At 65.8% G+C, this 19,258-nt stretch carries 19 protein-coding genes; 10 read left to right on the top strand and 9 right to left on the bottom strand.

Annotated elements, in window-relative coordinates; genetic code table 11:
• Positions 1-133: 133 nt before the first annotated feature.
• The 4 genes from ACZYZ5_RS10945 to bioB all read right to left on the bottom strand — a co-directional run bounded on the left by ACZYZ5_RS10945 (position 134) and on the right by bioB (position 3,671).
• Positions 134-1,231: a tartrate dehydrogenase gene (locus ACZYZ5_RS10945; RefSeq protein ID WP_463901748.1), complete on the bottom strand. Its 1,098-nt coding sequence runs from the start codon at positions 1,229-1,231 to the stop codon at positions 134-136.
• A 125-nt stretch (positions 1,232-1,356) separates the two neighbouring features.
• A complete protein-coding gene (locus tag ACZYZ5_RS10940; protein ID WP_463901747.1) occupies positions 1,357-2,289 on the bottom strand; it encodes a LysR family transcriptional regulator in 933 nt (310 codons plus the stop codon).
• A 102-nt stretch (positions 2,290-2,391) separates the two neighbouring features.
• A complete protein-coding gene (gene bsaP / locus ACZYZ5_RS10935) occupies positions 2,392-2,649 on the bottom strand; it encodes a biotin synthase auxiliary protein BsaP (protein WP_463901746.1) in 258 nt (85 codons plus the stop codon).
• Positions 2,646-3,671, bottom strand: a complete 1,026-nt coding sequence (gene bioB, locus ACZYZ5_RS10930; protein WP_463901744.1) for a biotin synthase BioB — start codon at positions 3,669-3,671, stop codon at positions 2,646-2,648. Before bioB ends, bsaP begins: the two co-directional genes overlap by 4 nt.
• Before the next feature lie 584 nt (positions 3,672-4,255).
• On the opposite strand from bioB, the gene ACZYZ5_RS10925 reads away from it, so the two are divergent.
• The 5 genes from ACZYZ5_RS10925 to ACZYZ5_RS10905 are packed head-to-tail and all read left to right on the top strand — an operon-like array spanning position 4,256 to position 9,413.
• The gene (locus tag ACZYZ5_RS10925) at positions 4,256-5,266 is read left to right on the top strand and encodes an ABC transporter substrate-binding protein (RefSeq protein ID WP_463901743.1); all 1,011 of its coding nucleotides are present in this window, start codon (positions 4,256-4,258) and stop codon (positions 5,264-5,266) included.
• Entirely contained in the window at positions 5,263-6,168 is a 906-nt protein-coding gene (locus ACZYZ5_RS10920) for an ABC transporter ATP-binding protein (RefSeq protein WP_463901741.1), read from the top strand. Before ACZYZ5_RS10925 ends, ACZYZ5_RS10920 begins: the two co-directional genes overlap by 4 nt.
• Positions 6,168-7,073 (top strand): ABC transporter permease, encoded by a 906-nt coding sequence (locus tag ACZYZ5_RS10915; protein WP_463901740.1) that lies wholly within the window; start codon positions 6,168-6,170, stop codon positions 7,071-7,073. Before ACZYZ5_RS10920 ends, ACZYZ5_RS10915 begins: the two co-directional genes overlap by 1 nt.
• 46 nt (positions 7,074-7,119) lie before the next feature.
• The gene (locus ACZYZ5_RS10910) at positions 7,120-8,067 is read left to right on the top strand and encodes a TauD/TfdA dioxygenase family protein (protein ID WP_463901738.1); all 948 of its coding nucleotides are present in this window, start codon (positions 7,120-7,122) and stop codon (positions 8,065-8,067) included.
• Complete coding sequence (locus ACZYZ5_RS10905; protein ID WP_463901736.1) at positions 8,064-9,413, top strand: LLM class flavin-dependent oxidoreductase; 1,350 nt, start codon at positions 8,064-8,066, stop codon at positions 9,411-9,413. The genes ACZYZ5_RS10910 and ACZYZ5_RS10905 overlap by 4 nt, the downstream gene beginning before the upstream one ends.
• Here the strand turns inward: ACZYZ5_RS10905 and ACZYZ5_RS10900 are convergent.
• The gene (locus ACZYZ5_RS10900) at positions 9,403-10,812 is read right to left on the bottom strand and encodes an aldehyde dehydrogenase family protein (RefSeq protein WP_463901734.1); all 1,410 of its coding nucleotides are present in this window, start codon (positions 10,810-10,812) and stop codon (positions 9,403-9,405) included. The genes ACZYZ5_RS10905 and ACZYZ5_RS10900 overlap by 11 nt on opposite strands.
• Before the next feature lie 329 nt (positions 10,813-11,141).
• On the opposite strand from ACZYZ5_RS10900, the gene ACZYZ5_RS10895 reads away from it, so the two are divergent.
• Positions 11,142-12,623 (top strand): APC family permease, encoded by a 1,482-nt coding sequence (locus tag ACZYZ5_RS10895; protein ID WP_463901732.1) that lies wholly within the window; start codon positions 11,142-11,144, stop codon positions 12,621-12,623.
• A 132-nt stretch (positions 12,624-12,755) separates the two neighbouring features.
• On the opposite strand, the gene ACZYZ5_RS10890 is transcribed toward ACZYZ5_RS10895, so the two are convergent.
• Together ACZYZ5_RS10890 and ACZYZ5_RS10885 are read right to left on the bottom strand one after the other, a co-directional pair.
• A complete protein-coding gene (locus tag ACZYZ5_RS10890; RefSeq protein WP_463901730.1) occupies positions 12,756-13,715 on the bottom strand; it encodes an AraC-like ligand-binding domain-containing protein in 960 nt (319 codons plus the stop codon).
• Between the two features lie 112 nt (positions 13,716-13,827).
• Positions 13,828-14,469 carry a TetR/AcrR family transcriptional regulator gene (locus ACZYZ5_RS10885; protein ID WP_463901728.1) on the bottom strand — a complete coding sequence of 214 codons (642 nt, stop codon included), beginning with the start codon at positions 14,467-14,469 and terminating at the stop codon, positions 13,828-13,830.
• Between the two features lie 122 nt (positions 14,470-14,591).
• On the opposite strand from ACZYZ5_RS10885, the gene ACZYZ5_RS10880 reads away from it, so the two are divergent.
• Positions 14,592-16,508: a primary-amine oxidase gene (locus tag ACZYZ5_RS10880; RefSeq protein WP_463901727.1), complete on the top strand. Its 1,917-nt coding sequence runs from the start codon at positions 14,592-14,594 to the stop codon at positions 16,506-16,508.
• 3 nt (positions 16,509-16,511) lie between these two features.
• On the opposite strand, the gene ACZYZ5_RS10875 is transcribed toward ACZYZ5_RS10880, so the two are convergent.
• Positions 16,512-16,670, bottom strand: a complete 159-nt coding sequence (locus tag ACZYZ5_RS10875) for a hypothetical protein (protein ID WP_463901725.1) — start codon at positions 16,668-16,670, stop codon at positions 16,512-16,514.
• 25 nt (positions 16,671-16,695) lie between these two features.
• Between ACZYZ5_RS10875 and ACZYZ5_RS10870 the strand changes: the two genes are divergently transcribed.
• The 3 genes from ACZYZ5_RS10870 to ACZYZ5_RS10860 all read left to right on the top strand — a co-directional run bounded on the left by ACZYZ5_RS10870 (position 16,696) and on the right by ACZYZ5_RS10860 (position 18,519).
• Positions 16,696-16,965, top strand: a complete 270-nt coding sequence (locus tag ACZYZ5_RS10870) for a hypothetical protein (RefSeq protein WP_463901723.1) — start codon at positions 16,696-16,698, stop codon at positions 16,963-16,965.
• A gap of 154 nt (positions 16,966-17,119) precedes the next feature.
• Entirely contained in the window at positions 17,120-17,374 is a 255-nt protein-coding gene (locus tag ACZYZ5_RS10865; protein WP_463901721.1) for a hypothetical protein, read from the top strand.
• Positions 17,375-17,955: 581 nt separating this feature from the next.
• Positions 17,956-18,519 (top strand): dihydrofolate reductase family protein, encoded by a 564-nt coding sequence (locus ACZYZ5_RS10860; protein ID WP_463901720.1) that lies wholly within the window; start codon positions 17,956-17,958, stop codon positions 18,517-18,519.
• A gap of 197 nt (positions 18,520-18,716) precedes the next feature.
• On the opposite strand, the gene ACZYZ5_RS10855 is transcribed toward ACZYZ5_RS10860, so the two are convergent.
• Positions 18,717-19,100: a hypothetical protein gene (locus ACZYZ5_RS10855; RefSeq protein ID WP_463901718.1), complete on the bottom strand. Its 384-nt coding sequence runs from the start codon at positions 19,098-19,100 to the stop codon at positions 18,717-18,719.
• Positions 19,101-19,258 lie beyond the last annotated feature (158 nt).

Raw genomic sequence — 19,258 nt, 5'->3', positions numbered from 1 at the left:
CGTTGTGGAATGTCGCTGGAGTGGTGCTTGGTGGATGAGGGCATGACGGAGTGAACGGCGGCGGTTTGGTGCACCGCCGTCCACTCCGGGCTCTTTACTGACCGCCGGCTTGGCCGGACGGTTGCGTGTGCTGCTAGACGGCTGCCAGCGTGCGGGCCAGCGCGGCGATGATCGCCTCGGTGACGTCGTCAGTGTTGGCTTCGCCGCCGACGTCGCGGGTCAGGTACCCGGCGGCGGTGGTCTGCTCGATGGCCGCTTCGACGAGGCGGGCCTCGTCGTGCAGGCCGAAGTGGTCCAGCATCAGGGCGGCGCTGGCGATCGCGCCGATCGGGTTGCTGATGCCCTTGCCGGCAATGTCCGGGGCGGATCCGTGGACGGGTTCGAACATGGACGGGAAGCGGCGCTCCGGGTTCAGGTTCGCGCTGGCTGCCAGGCCGAGGCTTCCGGCCAGGGCAGAGCCCAGGTCCGAGAGGATGTCGGCGTTCAGGTTCGAGGCGACGACGACGGAGAGGTCCTCGGGGTGCAGGATAAACTTGGCGCTCATCGCGTCGACCAGGACACTTTCGGTGGTCACATCGGGGTAGTCCAGGGCCACGCGCTGGAAGGTTTCGTCCCAGAGGACCATGCCGTACTGCTGGGCGTTGGACTTGGTGACGGAGGAGACCTTCTTGACCGTGCGGGTCCGGGCCAGGTCGAAGGCGAAGCGCATGATCCGCTCGCAGCCCTTTTCGGTGAACAGTGCGGTCTGCAGGGCGACCTCGTTGCCGGGCCCGCGGCCGCTGAGATTGCGGCCGCCCAGGCCGGCGTATTCGCCTTCGCTGTTTTCGCGGACAACGATCCAGTCGAGTTCGGTGTTGTCGGCCTTGCGGAGCGGTGACTGGATGCCGGGGAGGAACTTCACCGGGCGGATGTTGGCCCACTGGTCGAAATTCTGCGTGATGTTCAGGCGCAGCCCCCAGAGGCTGATGTGGTCCGGGACGTTTTCCCAGCCGACGGCGCCGAAGTAGATGGCGTCGAAGTCCTTGAGGGTCTCCAGGCCTGCCGGGTCCATCATCTGGCCGGTCTTTTCGAAGTAGCCGCAGCCCCAGGGGAACTCGGTCCATTCGAAGGCGAACTTGCCGCCGGAGTTTTCCGCGAGGGCGTCCAGGACGCGGCGGCCGGCGGAGACGACTTCCTTGCCGACTCCGTCGGCCGGGATGGAAGCGATGCTGAATTTCTGGGTGGCGTTCATATGCCTACCTCCTCGTTGAGTGTGTTAGCAGCGTCACACTGCTTTGTCCTCTTCAAGTAGACGGTCTGGGGCCACCCGCCGTCCAAGACCAAGATTCGATGCGGCAGATAGGTTCACCCTATGGATCAAGCCGGGGCTGCGGATTCTCCTGGCGTTGCTGTGGGGACCGCGTGGGACGCCACGTGGTGCTCCGCCACCTTTAGGAAGGCCCTGGCGGCCGGGGTGAGGCCGTCCTTCCGGCTCAGGATCGCCACATCCAGGTGGGATACCGGCTCGATCAGCAGGGTGCGCAGCCCGGCCTTGTGCGCGGTGGGTGCCCAGGAGGACGGCATCACCGCGTGGCCGACGCCGGCCAGCACCAGCGGCAGGATAGAGGTCCGGTGCGCCACCTCGACGACGATTTCAACGCTGACACCGTGGGCCAGTGCATCGTCGACGAGCCAGCGCATCAGTGATCCGCGCTGGCTGGCGATCAGCCGGTGCCCGGCCAGGTCCTCACACTGGATGGCCGCGCCGGGGCTGAAGCTGTCGGCCTGCGGATTCACGATGAGGATCAGCGGCTGGCGCTCGAGGTCCAGCACCTGGACGCCCGGCACCCGGATGGGGGTGGAGGATCCTGCCAGGCCAATCTCGGTGCTGCCGCTGCGGACGGATTCGATGACTTCCTCGGGCGTGAACGCGGCGCCGACGTTGAGGCGCACCGAGGGGTGCAGCGTGGTGAAGGCTGCGATCATCGATGTCAGCGGCTCGATACCGGGGGAGGGCATGGTGATAATGTCCAGCCGGCCGCTGCGCACGCCCCGCAGTGCCTGCACCGCGGACTGGGCCGCGTCGAGGTCCCGCATCACCAGGCGGGCCGGTCCGATCAGTTCCTTGCCGGCTTCGCTGAGGACGGCGCGGCGTCCGATGCGGTGGAACAGCGGCACGCCGAGTTCCTTTTCCAGCCCGGCAATGGTCTGGGAGAGGGAGGGCTGGGCGATGAGCAGGTGTTCTGCCGCCCGGCCGAAGCCGTCGTGGTCGACGACGGCCAGAAAGTACTTCAGTTTGCGCGTGTCCACGCCAGCTCCTTCGCCGGTTCGGTCCTTGGGTTCCCGCGTGGGCAAGTGCCGGACCGGACGGAACGAACGATGCTGCGCTGGAGTGCATATAGTTTATGCCTATCAGAACGCAGCAGGAGTAGCTGGAACGCTACGCATGTGGCGCGAGCACTGTGCCGTCCAGCCCAGCGGCGTAACCTGCACTTTCATCCGGCGGCGGCACCGTCCGCAGTACCGTGGCGGTTCCAGCACCAGCTGTTCCCGGCAGCGGAGATGATCGTTCGACGCCGGCATCTCCCCGCCGTCGAACGCCTCGCCGCAATGCCCGCAATAACCATCTGCCCGCGGGATCTGAACGCTGCTGTCCGTGCCCCCGTTCATAGTGACTTCTGGAATTCCTTGATGGGCATATTCAGGTCAACCAGGAGACTCAAGTCCGCGTCGGCGGGGCGGCCCAGCGTCGTGAGGTAGTTCCCGACGATGACGGCGTTGATGCCACCGAGCAGGCCTGCCCTCGTTCCGAGGTCGCCGAGGGTCAGTTCACGGCCCCCGGCGTAGCGCAGCACGGTCCGGGGCATGGCCAGCCGGAACGCGGCAATCGCGCGCAGGGCGTCCTTTCCATCCATGATCCCCTGGTTCGCCAGGGGAGTCCCTGGCCGGGGGTTCAGGAAGTTGAGTGGGACCTCGTCGGGTTCGAGTGCGGCGAGTTGGGCGGCGAGCTCGGCCCGCTGTTCGAGGGACTCGCCCATTCCGATCAGGGCCCCGCAGCAGAGTTCCATGCCGGCGGCCTTGACCATGTTGCAGGTCTCCAGGCGCTCCTCGTAGCTGTGGGTCGTGACGACTTCAGGGAAGAAGCTGCGCGCCGTCTCAAGGTTGTGGTTATAGCGGTGGACGCCCCAAACGGCGAGCTGGTCGACCTGGCGCTGGGTGAGCATGCCCAGCGAGCAGGCGATGTTGATGTCCACGGCTTCGTTGATGCGGTCGATTGCGAACTTGATCTGGTTCATCAGCTTGAGGTCCGGACCGCGGACGGCCGCCACGATGCAGAATTCCGTGGCCCCGGTTGCTGCCGTTTCCTTTGCCGCCTTGACCAGCTCCGGGATGTCCAGCCACACGCCGCGGACGGGGGAATCGAAGAGCCCGGACTGGCTGCAGAAGTGACAGTCCTCGGGGCATCCGCCGGTCTTGATGGAGACAATGCCCTCCACCTCCACGTCCTCGCCGCAGTGTTTGAGGCGTACCTCGTGGGCCAGCTGCAGTGCGGCGGGGACGGCTTCATCGGGAAGCTGGAGTACCTCCAGCAGTTGCCTTTCGCTGAGGCCGCTGCCTTCGTTCAGTACTTGCTGGCGGGCTGTTTCGAGGATCGCATAGGGCCCGGTTGCTGGTTGTGGCTGGATCGGCATTGATTGTTCCTTTGCGCTGGCCTACTGCGGATAGTCATCCCATCAGACGGTAGTTCGCCGTTGGGAAGAGGGTTTTGTCGGATGTCTACAAGCTGCCGGCCCAAGTTTGGATCGGCGGAGGCCCTCCGAATCGACGTCCAGCGTCCGGGTCCGCCACCGGCCCGGCCGTGGGCAGGGGGGCGACGCGTAACAATCGATCGAATCCTTCAGAAATCTATTCGTCATCGGCATGACAGCCGCTGCGCCGGATCCTGTCACAAGCTGTCCCCGGGAGTAACGCTGGCGTCATGGTGCCTGTGTGGAGGGTGCGAGCATGACCCCCAACGGCGACAAGTGACCGCATGAGTCTGCCCGGTTACGGCCTGCTTCCTGGTGCGTCGGATTGGGTCCCGATTGTCGTCCGGCCCCTAGTCCGGCGGTGCGTTACGTGCGGTTTCGTTGGATGTCCAGGTCCCTGCCGCCGGGTTTCATCTCTGCTCTGATGGTGGACACGAGCCGTCCGGCCCGGTCCGCACCATCGAATCCAGAAAGAATCCGCTATGAAAAACCGACTCTTACCCGCAGGACATTTTTCCGCTTTGGGCATGGCTGCCGCCGTGGCGGTCTCGCTGGTGGTGTCCGGTTGCGGCGGCCCGGCGACGGCCCAGGCCCCGGCAGGGAGCGGCTCCGGCACAGCCGAAGTGACCGAGCTCCGTTACGAGGGCTCTGCCAACAGCGTCACGTTGCCCGAGCTGGCTGAGGACCTCGGCTTTCTCGGGAACGTGAAGCTGAACTGGGTGGGCAACACCATCAGCGGCCCGGCGAGCATCCAGTCAGCCGCGACAGGCGCCACCGATTTTGGCGGCGCGTTCTCGGGCGCCGTGGTGAAGCTCATCGAGGCCGGCGCCCCCGTCACCGCGGTGATCAACTACTACGGCGAGGACGAGAAGACCTTTAATGGCTTTTACGTCGCCCAGGACAGCCCGATCCGGACGCCTCGGGATCTCATCGGCAAGAAGGTCGCCGTCAACACCCTGGGCGCCCATTCGGACGCTGTGATCAACAGCTATCTGAAGAAGAACGGGCTCAGCCAGGAGGACATCAAGCAGGTTCAGCTGGTCGTCGTGCCACCGAACGACACCGAAGAGGCTATCCGCCGGGGGCAGGTGGACGTCGGGGCGCTTGGGGGAGTGCTGCAGGACAACGCTGTCGCTAAGGGCGGCCTGCGTTCCCTGTTCAATGACTACGAACTCTTCGGTACCTTCGCCGGCGGCCAGCTCGTGCTGCGCAAGGATTTCATAGAAAAGAATCCTGAAACGACCAGGATCTTCACCACCGGGGTGGCCAAAGCCATCGAATGGGCGCGCAGCACGCCCCGCGAGGAAGTGATCGCGCGTTTTACGAGCATCATTGACAAACGCCAGCGCTCCGAGAGCACTGCGGCGCTGAAGTACTGGAAGAGCGTCGGGGTCCCGTCCAAGGGCGCCATCAGGGACGAGGACTTCAGCCGCTGGTCTGCCTGGCTGAAAGACACCGGAATCGTTACCGGCGACATCACCCCGTCCAAGTACTTCACGAACGACTTCAACGGTCTGCTGAAGGGGGCGGCATCATGACCGGCGGCGGCTCGACGCCGAAGATCAGCCTCCGCAACATAGGCAAGCAGTTCACCGTCCGGCCCAGCAAGGAGAACCCTGACGGCTCCACCCTGACGGCGCTGGACGGCATCACCCTCGACGTCGCCGCAGGCGAGTTCATCACCCTCGTCGGTCCGAGTGGATCCGGCAAGACCACCCTGCTGGACCTCCTTGCCGGTCTCACCAAACCCGACAAGGGCCAGGTGATCGTGGACGGCAAGGAGGTGACCGGGCCCGGGCGGGACCGGGCCGTGGTGTTCCAGCAATATGCCCTGTTCCCTTGGCGCACTGCAGCTGCCAACGTGTCCTTCGGCCTCGAGGGAGCCGGGAGCGACGGGCGGCGGCTGGGCCGCAAGGAACGCGCCGAAAAGGCCCGAGAATATCTGGAGCTTGTAGGCCTGTCCGGCTTCGAGGACAGGTACCCGCACGAGCTCTCCGGCGGTATGAAACAGCGCGTCGCGATCGCCCGGAGCCTCGCGTACGAGCCGGACATCCTCCTCATGGATGAGCCGTTCGCGGCGCTGGACGCCCAGACCCGCGAGCAGCTCCAAGAGGAATTGCTGCGCATCTGGCGTTCCACAGGCAAAACGATCATCTTCATCACACACGGCATCGATGAAGCCGTGTATCTGGGCCAGCGGGTGGCTGTGCTCAGCTCACGCCCCGGCCGGCTGAAACAGGTCGTGGACATTGATCTGGGGGACAGGTCCGGTGACGGCGACGTCCGTTCCAACGCTGCCTTCGTCGAACACCGGCACAAGGTCTGGTCCCTGCTGCACGACGAAGTCCGGAAAGCCCAGGAAGCCGGGCACGCCAAGATCCTGCCCGACGGTTCAGCACCCGATGAGGCACCGCAACTCAGCAAGGAAAGGGCAGCCTGATGACCACGCCGACACTGACCAAAGACACAGTCTCACCGCCTATTACTGCCGTGACGGTGGCCGACCCGGAACAGGCCCCCCGGCGCCCGGCCACCCGGCAACTGCCCGCGCTGATCCGGTCGGGCGCCCGCAGGGCCGGGCGCGGGATCTGGGCGTCGGGTGCCATCCTGCTGTTCCTGCTGCTCTGGGAACTGGGGCCGACATATCTCGCCTCTCCGTCGACTCGGGTCTTCCTCCCGCCACTGCACGAGGTCCTGCAGGCACTAGGTGCCCTAATTGCCAAGGGGCAGCTGCAGAATCACCTGGCGGCCAGCCTGACCCGGTCTGCCAGCGGATTTGGCATCGCCGTTGTGGCTGCCGTCGCGCTGGGCCTCCTGGTCGCCTGGTACCGGGCGCTGGACCGTTTCCTGAACCCGTTGCTGGAGGTGTTCCGGAACACCGCCGCGCTGGCTCTGCTCCCGGTCTTCACCCTCCTGCTGGGGATCGGGGAGACGTCCAAGATCAGCATTGTGGCGTACGCCGCGTTCTTCCCCGTGCTGCTGAACACCATCGCCGGCGTCAGGAGCGTTGATCCGCTGCTCATCCGCGCCGCGCGTTCCCTCGGTCTGTCCAACTTCCGGCTGTTCCAGAAGGTCATCCTTCCTTCAGCCGTGCCGACCATTTTCACGGGTATCCGGATGGCAGGCACGTCCTCGATCCTGGTGCTGATCGCCGCGGAAATGATCGGGGCGAAAGCGGGCCTCGGATACCTGATCGTCAACTCCCAGATGAGTTTCCTGATCCCGGACATGTACGCCGGGATCCTCACCGTTTCGCTGCTCGGCCTGCTGGTCAACTACCTGCTGGTCGCCGTCGAACGGCACTTCTCCCGGTGGCGGACCGCCGTCGGATCCCAAGCAAACTGACCCAGCCAAACTAACCTTCCCCCGACACAGCAAGGACACAAACACCATGTCAACAACCACCGAAACCCGACTCGAATTCCGGAAACTGGGCGCGCGCATCGGCGCCGAGATCCGCGGCCTGGACCTCAGCAGCGACCTCAGCGACGCCACCATCGCCCAGATCCGGGAGGCCCTCAACACCCACAAGGCCCTGGTCTTCAGGGAAGCGAACATCCGTGACGACGACGCCCAGGTCCGCTTCGCGAGCCGCTTTGGCCCGCTCACCCAGGCCCACCCCACCGTGGCGTCCGTGGACGGCAAACCGGCGGTCCTGCCGGTGGACAGCGAGAACGGGTCGGCTAACAACTGGCACACCGACGTCACGTTCGTGGTGAACCCGCCGCAGGCTTCGACCCTGCGCAGCATCACCCTTCCGGCTTACGGCGGCGAAACACTCATTGCCACGTCGGCCGGGGCCTACCAGGACCTTCCGGAGGAATTGCGAAACTTCGCCGACACCCTCTGGGCCGTTCACACCAACGACTACGACTACTCCGTGCTGAAAAACCTTGAGCACGCCAACGCCGCGGAACGCCGTAAGGAATTCACCCGGATCCACTTCGAAACCGCCCACCCCGTGGTCCGGGTCCACCCCCTGACCGGAGAGCGCGGCCTGTTCATCGGAGGCTTCGCCCAAAGGCTGCGGATCGTGGGCCTGTCCAACACCGAGTCAAAGGACATCCTGCGGCTGCTGCAGGCCTACGTCACACGCCCGGAGAACGTGGTCCGGGTGACTTGGGAACCGGACCAGCTGGTCCTCTTCGATAACCGCATCACCCAGCATTACGCCCCGGACAACTACGACGGCCAGCCCCGCCAGCTCAACCGGGTCACCGTCGCCGGCGATGTTCCCCAAGGCATCGATGGGCGCAGAAGCACACCTATCCAGGGGGATTCCTCCACTTACTCCGAGACGGTTGTTCTCCCCGGTGACGTGTCCGGAGTGCGGCTGTGAGCGGGTCGAGGCAGTTGCACCTGAACGCGTTCCTCATGAGCACCGGGCACCACGAAGCCTCGTGGCGGCTGCCGGAAAGTGACAGCTTCGCCGGCACCGACATCGCCCATTTCCAGCGTCTGGCCCGGACAGCGGAACGCGGGACCTTCGACTCCATCTTCTTCGCGGACTCGCCGGTGCTGCACGGCGACGTCGGCCAGCGCCCCTACGGCACGCTGGAGCCCACCGTCCTGCTGGCCGCCATCGCCGCCGTCACCGAACGGATCGGGCTGATCGCCACCGCGTCCACCACCTACAACGATCCCTATAACCTGGCCCGAAGGTTCGCATCCGTGGACCACATCAGCGGCGGACGAAGCGGCTGGAACGTCGTCACCACCGCGGGAGACGCTGCTGCGAGGAACTTCTCCCTGCAGGACCAGCCTGCCCACGCGCGGCGTTACGAGCGGGCCGCGGAATTCCTGGATGTGGCACGCAAGCTTTGGGACAGCTGGGAGGACGACGCCACTGTGGGAGACAAAAGCACCGGGATCTGGGGGGACAGCACGCGCGTCCACCCGGTCAACCACATCGGCACGTATTTCAGCGTCCAGGGACCGCTGGACGTGCCGCGCTCCGCCCAGGGCCACCCCGTGATCGTCCAGGCCGGCTCCTCGGAGGACGGCAAGGACTTCGCCGCCCGCTACGCCGAAGCGGTGTTCACCGCCCAGCAGACGCTCCCGGACGCGCAGCGCTTCTACGCCGACCTGAAGCAGAGGACAGCTGCCGCGGGCCGGGACCCGGAAACGATCAAGGTGCTCCCGGGCATCGTGCCGGTCATCGGCTCCACCGGGGCCGAAGCCCGGCGGCTCGAAAAGGAGCTCGATGAACTCATTCACCCCGACCATGCCAGACGGCAGCTGGCCGGCGTGCTTCGCGTTTCGCCGGAATCCCTGGCCCTGGACGCCGAGCTGCCGGAGGACCTCCCCTCCGAGGACGAGATCGAAGGCGCCAAGAGCAGATACACGCTGATCGTGGACCTGGCACGGCGGGAACGCCTGACCGTGCGCCAGCTCATCGGCAGGCTCGGGGGCGGCCGCGGACACCGCACGTTCGCCGGTACACCGGAGCAGGTGGCCGACGAGATCCAGTTGTGGTTCGTGGCCGGGGCGGCAGACGGCTTCAACATCATGCCGCCTGTGCTCCCGTCCGGCCTCGACGCCTTCGTCGACCACGTCATCCCGATCCTGCGGGACCGCGGACTCTTCCGGCGCGAATACACCGGCCGGACCCTGCGGGAACACTACGGCCTGCCCCGGCCGGCCAACACCTTCGCTCCGGCGACCCTGTCCAGCGTCAGCCGCTGATCACCTGCGGGACACCGAGGGCCTTGAGGCCTTCGACGCCGAACTCAAGTCCGTAGCCGGACTGCTTGGCCCCGCCAAAGGGAACGCGAGGGTCCACGGCCCCGTGCTTGTTGATCCACACTGTTCCGGCTTCGATCCGTGCTGCCACGGCACGGGCCGCGGCCGGGTCTGCTGACCAGACGGAGGCGCCCAGGCCGACGTCGAGGGCGTTCGCCATGGCCACTGCCTCTTCGACGCTGCTGTAGCGGATGATGGGCAGGGCCGGGCCGAACTGTTCCTCGGCGACGAGGGGGTTGTCATTGTCTATGTCGGCCACCAGCGTAGTGGGGTAGAAGTAGCCCGGCTGGTCTGTCTCCGGGTTACCTCCCAGCAGGATCCGGGCGCCGGAGTCGCGCGCCGCGTCGACGAGCCGGGCCACGATGTCGAACTGCTGCCTGTTCTGCAGCGGGCCCAGGACGTTCACCTCGTCGAGTCCGACGCCCATCGGCATTGCCGCGGCGACGGCGGCGAGTTCCGTACAGACCGCATCGTAGATGTCGTCGTGGACATACAGCCTCTTGAGCGCGGCGCAGGTCTGCCCGGTGTTGATGAAGGCACCCCAGAACAGGCCTTCGGCGATCGCCTTCGGGTCGGCGTCGGGGAGGACGATGCCGGCGTCGTTGCCGCCGAGCTCGAGGGTGAGCCGTTTGACGGTGCCGGCGGAGGATTTAATGATGGCCTTGCCGGTGGCGGTAGAGCCGGTGAACATGATTTTTCCGACGGCCGGGTGCTCGGCCAGACGTGCGCCGACCTCGCGTCCGCCGGACACAACGGACAGAAGGCCCTCCGGCAGTTCCTCGTTCAGGACGCTGACCAGCGCCAGGACGCTCAACGGAGTGTATTCGGAGGGTTTGACCACCACGGCGTTGCCCATCCGCAGGGCGGGGGCGATTTGCCAGACGCTGATCATCATGGGCCAGTTCCACGGCCCGATCGCACCGACGACGCCGATCGGGCGGTAGCTGACGACGGCGTGCGTCTCGCCGTCGTCGACGACGGTTTCCGGCTCCAGCCCGGTCGCGGCCGTGGCACGGAGCCAGGCCGAGCAGGCGCCGACTTCGAAGCGGGCGTTGGGGCCGTTCAGCGGCTTGCCCTGCTCGCGGGAGAGGAGCAGGGCGAGTTCCTCGGCGGAGCGGTCGACGGCGTCGGCAGCCCTGAGCAGTGCAGCGCTGCGGGCGTCGTGACCCAGCGCGGCCCAGGCCGGCTGCGCGGCCGCGGCGGCGGTGATGGCGCGCTCCAGGTCCGCCACGTCATGAACCGGTGCTTCCCCCACGGGCTCGCCCGTGGCCGGGTCAAGAATCGTGCGGGTCAGGCCGGACGACGGCGTGATTGCGGCGAGAAGGGCATCGTAGGTTTCCATCGGGACTCCACTTCGAGTAGTAAGGCGCAGCTGGTGATCCGTCCCGGCCCTGCGGCCTGAAGACGCTGCTACAAGCGTCCTCCGGCGGAAGCCCGGTGGCTTGTCTCTGCGGGAACGACTCTTGACGACGAGCGAACGATGGCGGCCAGGTTCCGGGGGGAAGCACGTCAACGGGGGAAGCACGGATCGGTCGGGAAAGGGCGTCGCTGCGCTGAGCTACAACAAACGGTCACTGATCGACAAAAGCCGGACACGGGGCCGCTGCCATGCTGGTTTGCACGGTGCCAAGCACCACTGACCCAGCACTCATGACCGTTAAGAAGGATCCAATGAGTATTTCAAATTCCGAGTCCCGGACCGCAGAAACCACTCCCCGGCACGAGCACTCCACTGCCCTGCGTGCCGGCAGCGTCGGTGTCATGGGCATTCTGTTCTTTGTTCTGTCCGCCCAGGCGCCGCTGACCGGTATCGTCGGGGCGTCCCCGCTGGCTGCAGCGCTCGGCAATGGCCCCGGAGCGCCCGGCGCCTATCTGGTGGTCGGCATTGTCATCGTGATTTTCGCGGTGGGTTTCGTTGCCATGAGCCGGAAGATCCAGGCCAACGGCGCCTTCTACGCCTACGTCACGGCGGCGTTCGGGCGGAAGATCGGCGCCGGCGCCGCGTGGCTGGCGCTGCTGGCCTACAGCACCGTGCAGGCAGCCATGTACGGCCTTTACGGCGCGGCTTTTTCCGGCCTCCTTGGCAGTGCCGGAATCGATGTCCCCTGGTGGCTGCTTGCTGTGGTGACCATGGCCGGCGTGCAGGTCCTGGGTTCACTGAACATTGAACTCGGTGCCCGGGTCCTGGCAGTTCTCGTGGGCCTGGAGGTCGCAATCCTGCTGATGTTCGGGCTGGCTGTGCTGTTCCGGGGCGGGGGACCGGAAGGTCTCAGCATCGCCGCGTCCTTCTCGCCCGAGGCGATCGCCAGCGGCGCCCCCGGCGTGGCCATCATGTTCGCGGTGGCTTCCATGTTCGGATTCGAATCCACCGCCATCTATTCGGCTGAGGCCAAGGACGCGCAGCGGACCGTGGCCCGGGCCACCTACCTGTCCGTGGGCGTCATCGCCGTCTTTTTCTCCTTCATTTCCTGGATGCTGGTCAGCTATTACGGCCCGTCGCAGGTCGCCGGGGCGGCGGGGGCGGCCCTGGAGTCCGGTGACTCCACGGCGTTTGTGCTCACGCCCATGGTGGAGCTGTTCGGGCCGTGGGCAGGGGTCACCACCGGCATTCTTCTCGTGACGTCCCTGCTGGCCGGCATCATCGCCTTCCACAATGGCATCAACCGCTACCTGCATTCGCTGGCGCTGCGCGGTTCCCTGCCCGACATCGTGGCACGGACCAACGCGCACCGGGCCCCGGCGGTGGCTGCGCGGATCCAGACCGGCATCGCCCTGCTGCTGGTGGCGCCCTTCGCCCTGCTCGCGATGGACCCGGTCCTGACGCTGTTCTCCTGGTTCAGCGGGCTGGCTGTTGCGGCACTGCTGGTGCTGTACATGCTGTCCTCCCTCGCCGTCGTCGTGTATTTCCGGCGCGAACGGGTCTCCGGGCAGTACTGGCAGACACTCGTGGCGCCGGTGGCGGCCACCGTGCTCCTGGCCTGGGTGCTGTACCTGGTGGTCAGCAACTTCACGTCCCTCATCGGCGGCAGCGCCGAAACCGCCGTGGCGCTCCTGGTGGCCGTCCCCGCGGTGTTTGTGGCCGGCCTGCTGGTGGAGGTCCGGGTCCTGAGCCGGGGCGGAGGCCGGGCCGGAGTGGCGGAGTTCGCCGGCTAGGCCACCACTGCGCCGGAAGCCGGCGCCAGGACAACGACGGGAGGGTGCGGTTCCGGATTTTCCGGAACCGCACCCTCCCGTCGTTGCAGCGGTCGTTGCAGCGGTCGGTACAGCGGTCTAGGCAGGGGCCTCTCAGGCGCCGCGGCGCCAGTCGCTGGGGGACTGGCCGAAGGCAACCCGGAATGTGCGGCTGAAGTGCGCCGCATCCAGGAATCCCCAGCGGGCGGCGACCGTGCCCACCGAGTCCCCGGCGTGCAGCGGATCCCGCAGGTCCCGCCGGGTCCGTTCCAGCCGCTGGCTCCGGATACAGCCGGACACGGTGGCCCCTGATTCGTGAAAGACGTTGTGCAGATGGCGGGTGGAGATGAAATGGGCCGCGGCGATGGAGGCGGGGGAGAGTGCGGGATCGGAGAGATGGGCCTCGATGTACTCGCGGACGGACGTGGCGAGGAGCGCCTGCGGCTTCATCCGGTCCGGAGTCATGGACAGTTCTGCATGGAGCATCGTGGATACGAGGTCGAGGGCGTTGGTGGTCAGCCGCGAACCGCTGGGGCCGTTCAGGACGTCCAGGTTTTCCGCGAGCCGGGCAATGAACGGCCCGACGATGCCGGTCAGGCTGCCGCCTGCGGCCATCCGCACGGCAGAGAGCTGCCCCACGCAGTCGGGCGGCAGTGACAGGGCATCGTAAGGGAACATCACCACCATCACCCGGGCCTGCTCCTCGAACGCCAGGGTGTACGGCCGGTCAGTGTCATAGATCGCGAGGTCACCCGGGCGCAGCACGGCTTCGCGGTTGTCCTGGATGAGGAGCCCGGTCCCGTGGAGCTGGAGATTGAGTTTGAAGTAGCGCTGGCCGGATTGCGCAATCAGTGCGGGCGTGCGGTGGACCTCGTGGCTGGATGCCGTGACCTCGACGATGCAGACTCGGTCGAGCAGCCGGGACCTCATGCGGCCGCTGAAGGTGTCCGGATTGCCCGTCCGGGCCACGAGTGGGACAAAGGACTCCGCGACCAGGTGCCTCCAGTGGTCAAAGGAGGTTGCCACGCTGGTGCGGACGTCCTGGGAGTCTCGGTGGGTTGTAGCTGGGGCCATTGCAGATCCTGACGCCGTCATAATCCTGGGGGTGTGTCATGGGACACAGTCCTTTCAGGTTAGCGCCGGTGGCCGCCGGTGTCATCTTTTTTCAACACTCGGCGAAAAAAGATCAGCGGGCCGGGCCAAGAAGGCCAAGGTAACCCTCCAGCTGGGCCGAGAGGGCCTCACCGAGTGGCTGCGAGGCGGCTGGAGGCTCGGCCGCAGGCCCCTCCGTCGTCGGTGCCGGGGGTGCAAGGGCGGCGGTAATCTGCGCGCCCAGCAGCATGTTCAGCAGGTGGCCGGCGATGGCGTCATCCGGAACCGGGGTGGTGACGTCGCCGTTCCTCCGGGCCTGGCCGAGGTATCCGAGGATCATGTGGTGCCACTGGTCCATCGAGGCGCGGTGGATTGCGGACTTCTCCTCGTCATTGACCGCTTTCTGCCAGAAGGGGATCACGATCCGCGCCTCGTTGATGCGCTCCTCGTCGAGCGGGAGCACCTCGCGGCAGAAGTCCCGCAGCGCCGGCAGGCCTGATTTCCCGGCGGTGACCGCTGCCACCCGCGCGTTGGTCCTGTTGAAGACATGGCTGAAGGCAAAGGCCAGCAGGACGTCCTTGGTGGGGAAGTAGGGCTTGAGGGCGCCGTTGGCGAACCCCGCCTCGATGGCGATTTCGCGCATGGTGGCACTTTCGATGCCCAGCCGGGCAATGATCCGCCACGTCGCGTCCACGAGTTCCAGGCGGCGCTCATCATGATCAACAATCTTTGGCACGGAACTGCTCCCCGGGAAAAATTTTCGTGGCTGACTCTTGTGGCACATCTTACGGATCGGTATTCTCTACAACTATAGAAAATAAAAATCCGACCCGCAAAGGTCCCGGACAGAAGGCCGCCATGATGCCCTCAATTACTGACACCGATGCGCCGTACCGCCTGGCGACGGGCGCCGAAATCGCCGAGGTCCGGAGCGTTCTGCTGGCCGCCGGCCTGCTGGGACCGGAGAAGCGCATTGCCTACCTGGGCCTGCTGGAGCCGGCCCGCGGCGCCGCCAGGGACCGTGAAGACCGCCGCTTCCGGGTGTTCATTCACGACGTCGACGGCGGCCGTCCGGCGGACGTCACCGTCTCCGTGACGGCTCAGAAGGTGGTTTCCGCCGTCGAACTGGACACCGCCGTCGTCGGCGAGTTACCGGTCCTGGAGGAAGAGTTCGAGGTGGTCGAGGAACTGCTGGCTTCGGACGAGCGGTGGCTCAAGGCGCTGGCCGCGCGCGGCCTGGACGCCGGCAAGGTCAGGGTCGCCCCGCTGTCTGCCGGTGTCTTCGAGTACCCCGAGGAGAGGGGCCGCCGCATCCTCCGCGGGCTGGCGTTCGTGCAGGAGTTCCCGGAGGACAGCGCCTGGGCGCACCCCGTCGATGGGCTCGTGGCCTACGTCGACGTGGTCAGCAAGACGGTGACGCAGGTGCTGGACACCGGCGCTGTGCCGGTTCCCGCCGAACACGGCAACTACACCGATCCGGAGCTGACCGGGCCGCTGCGGACCACGCAGAAGCCCATCTCCATCACGCAGCCCGAAGGGCCCAGCTTCACCGTGACCGACGGGAACCATGTGGAATGGGAAAAGTGGAGCGTCGACGTCGGCTTCGACGTCCGGGAAGGCGTCGTCCTGCACAACATCGCCTTCCAGGACGGCGACCGGCTGCGACCGATCATCAACCGGGCGTCCATCGCCGAGATGGTGGTGCCCTATGGTGACCCGTCGCCGATCCGCTCCTGGCAGAACTACTTCGACACCGGCGAGTACCTCGTGGGCCAGTACGCCAACTCCCTGGAGCTCGGATGTGACTGCCTGGGGGAGATCACCTACCTCAGCCCCGTAATCAGTGATGCCTTCGGCAATCCCCGCGAGATCCGCAACGGCATATGCATGCACGAGGAGGACTGGGGCATCCTGGCCAAGCACAGCGACCTCTGGTCCGGCATCACCTACACCCGGCGCAACCGCCGCCTGGTGATCTCGTTCTTCACCACCATCGGTAACTACGACTACGGGTTCTACTGGTACCTCTACCTCGACGGCACCATCGAGTTCGAGGCCAAGGCCACCGGCGTCGTGTTCACCAGCGCCTACCCCGAAGCCGGCTCGGACAACATCTCCCAGCTGGCGCCGGGACTGGGCGCCCCGTTCCACCAGCACCTCTTCAGCGCCCGGCTGGACATGGCCATCGACGGCTTCACCAACCGCGTTGAAGAAGAGGACGTGGTCCGGCAGGCGATGGGCGAGGGAAACGAACGCGGCAACGCCTTCTCCCGGAAACGGACCGTGCTCAGCCGCGAATCGGACGGCGTCCGCGAGGCCGACGCCCGCAGCGGGCGGACCTGGGTCATCTCGAACCCCGAATCGCGGAACCGGCTGGGCGAAGCCGTGGGCTACAAACTCCATGCCCAGGGACAGCCCACCCTGCTGGCGGATCCCGAATCCTCCATTGCCCGCCGGGCGGCATTTGCCACCAAGGACCTCTGGGTGACCCGCTTTGCCGACGCCGAGCGTTACCCCACCGGCGATTTCGTGAACCAGCATGCCGGGGGAGCGGGGCTGCCGGCCTATATCGCGCAGGACCGGGACATCGACGGCCAGGACATCGTGGTCTGGCATACTTTCGGGCTGACCCATTTTCCCCGGACCGAGGACTGGCCCATCATGCCGGTGGACACCGTGGGCTTCAAGCTGCGGCCGGACGGCTTTTTTGACCGCAGTCCCGTGCTGGACGTCCCCGCCTCCGCCCAGGCGGCCGGCGGCCACTGCCATGCGTAGCAGCTAAGGCATGGCGCGGATTCGGGCGTGGGGCCGGTCGGCCGGCCCCACGCTCCACGCCAGGATGTGCGGCGCCGTGACGGCCGGCTCCTGCCTCTTCCACTTGTGGCTGGTGGCGGAGAACCGGCACTCGCTCTGGCTGAATGCGTTGATGGTTGCCATGGTTGCCGTATGTCTGCCTTGCACCGTGCACATTTGGCGGCACCTCCGCGTCGACGCCCTCCAACGGGTCATGGCCAGTGCCGTGGCCATGGCCCTCCTGCACGCATTCCTGTTCCTGGGAGCCGGTGCCGGCGGCCACAACCACGCACCGTCGGCCGCGGCCGTGACAGGACCGGGAGGCCACCCCGCGGCCATGTCGCTGGCGGTCATCGGGTTGGAACTTACGACGGCGTTGCTCGCCGCGACGCTGGTGGCACGGCTGCGAATCCGGCTGTCAGTTTCCGAAGGCGTCTGAAAGGAATGTCCGAAGTGGTCTGGGCAACACTTACGTTGTGGCAGGGATCCCCTACGGGGAACTCTTTACGGGTCCAATGCGGACCAGCAGCCGCTCCTAAAGTGGACGGGTTCCTCGGGTAGTCTCGGGACACCAATCCTGAGGGGGCAGACGCATGGAACCCGAGCATTACAGCAGGCCGGCCAACAATCACACCAGCAGTGAACCCGCAGCCAAAACACCGGAAAAGCGAAGGCGAATCAAGCTCTCAGCCTGGATCGGTATCGGCCTCGCCATCTTCATCATGGTCCCAGCCTTGTATCGGCTTGCCACAGAGGCGCCCCGCTGGCCAGATGTTGTATTCGTCAGCGTTGGAGTGGGGTTGATCATTTTTCACTCCGTTCGGGTCATCCGCTTCCACGCGAGGTAACCAGGCGGTCGGTCATAGGAGCTGGAGTAGTGAACCCAATCATCCTTGCGTCCCTCCCTGAAGAGGCGGTCTGCAACCATCTGGCGCTCCTGCCAATCCTTACGGGAGTGCTGAGGTCCGTAGCCGACAGCTGCACCGAGTTCGTCCAGACCTACGAAGCGGGTGACTCCCGGCGCCGTCATGACTTCGTAGGTGAAGGTTCCCTTGAGAGAGAACCATCCCTTGCGGACAGGAGCAGCTTCTGAAGCAATTCTTCGTGCTGAGCGTTGAGGAACTGATCCACCGATCCGTCTTGCTTCTGAACGTACATGTCACCGCGTCCACCACTGATTCTGCACTTCTGAGTATGTAAACCCCATTCAGGACCACTGAGACGGCCTGATCCGTGACCACCGGCCGTTCCGATGCAAAAACCCAGGATCCTTCACCGGGCAGCTCAGTTGAAACGCCGACCGAAGGCTATGACATCCAGATCATGGGCAGTTACGGTGGCTCCATGAGGGACAGGATGCTGCCGATCATATGCGGGACGACAGAGTTCAATGACGCCCTCGACCACGACAAGACGGAAGGCTGGCGCCGTGCGGAAACTGATCTACGGCATGAATCTGACCCTGGACGGCTACATCGCCGCGGCCGGCGACGACATCGGCTGGGGCGGGCCGAGCGACGAACTGTTCCAATGGTGGCTCGACCATGAGCGGGCTAGCAGCCTGACGCTGTACGGCCGCAAACTCTGGGAGACCATGAGCTCCTACTGGCCGACCGGCGACCAGCAGCCCAACGCCACCCCGGCGGAGATCGAGTTCGCGCGGAACTGGCGGGACACGCCGAAGGTGGTGTTCTCCTCGACGATCGACAAGCTCGACTGGAACACCCGCCTGGTCACCGGCGACGCGATCGCCGAGATCACCCGGCTCAAGGCCGGGGACGGCGGCCCGATGAGCGTCGGCGGCGCAACGCTCGCCGGGGCGGCCATGCGGGCCGGGCTGATCGACGAATACCAGCTAGCCACCCATCCGGTCCTGGTGGGCGGCGGCACTCCGTTCTTCACCTCGCTCGACAGCTGGGTGAACCTGAACCTGGTGGAGACGCGGACGTTTCCCGACGGCGTAGTCCTGACCAGGTACGAGACGAGACGCTGAGCGCGATTCCTCCGCGCGGTCGGGGAAGTCTCCACCACCAGCGGGCCCAGACCCGTCGACGGCGTGCGAATCACGGCCACCAACTGAACCCGGTCCGGTTTTCGTCCGCGGGAGTAGAGTCTGTGCAGCTCATCCTGAAGGGACATGGGCAACTGAAAATGCTTGAGGATTGGAACCCGTTGATACCTTGATGGAAGTCATCGTCGTGGTTGCTCGACGATGGACATCGGCAAGCCGCCCCCATGTACCAAAGGCGTGATGCTGTCGAGCTGCCAGCCGTCCGCGGACGCCCGGAACGTTGCCGTCTGGGGCAGCGAGTAGCCGGACGGGACGTTGCTTGGCCCATTCGCCGCCGAGGCCTGGTGTTCCTCGGTCAATTCCTTGAAATGGACGCTCGCTTCCGAATCGGTCACCTCGATTGACTCCACAGTGATCGTCGTCGAAAAGTCCGTGTACCAGAAGCCCATCGACTTGAAGCCGGCGGAGACCTGACCGTAAGCGGCCCGGCAACAAAAATGGCACCCGGAAAGGGCAAACCCGAGCAGCACCGTGATAGCGGCCAACGAACGTCGGTAAGTCATCGTGGTTCTCCTTGCCGGATGTCCTCGCAGCCTGCCCGGAAGGCCCCAGCCAGTCAACTAGTGCCGGATGGAGGGTGCAAAAGGGCCAGACCGCCGGCTGGCGGAAGACGGGTCGAGCGCCATGTCGGCTTCTCACGGTCGTCCGGTTGAGGATCGGG

It is taken from the genome of Pseudarthrobacter ribosi (assembly GCF_055412865.1).
This window is presented reverse-complemented; position numbering and strand designations above follow the sequence as displayed.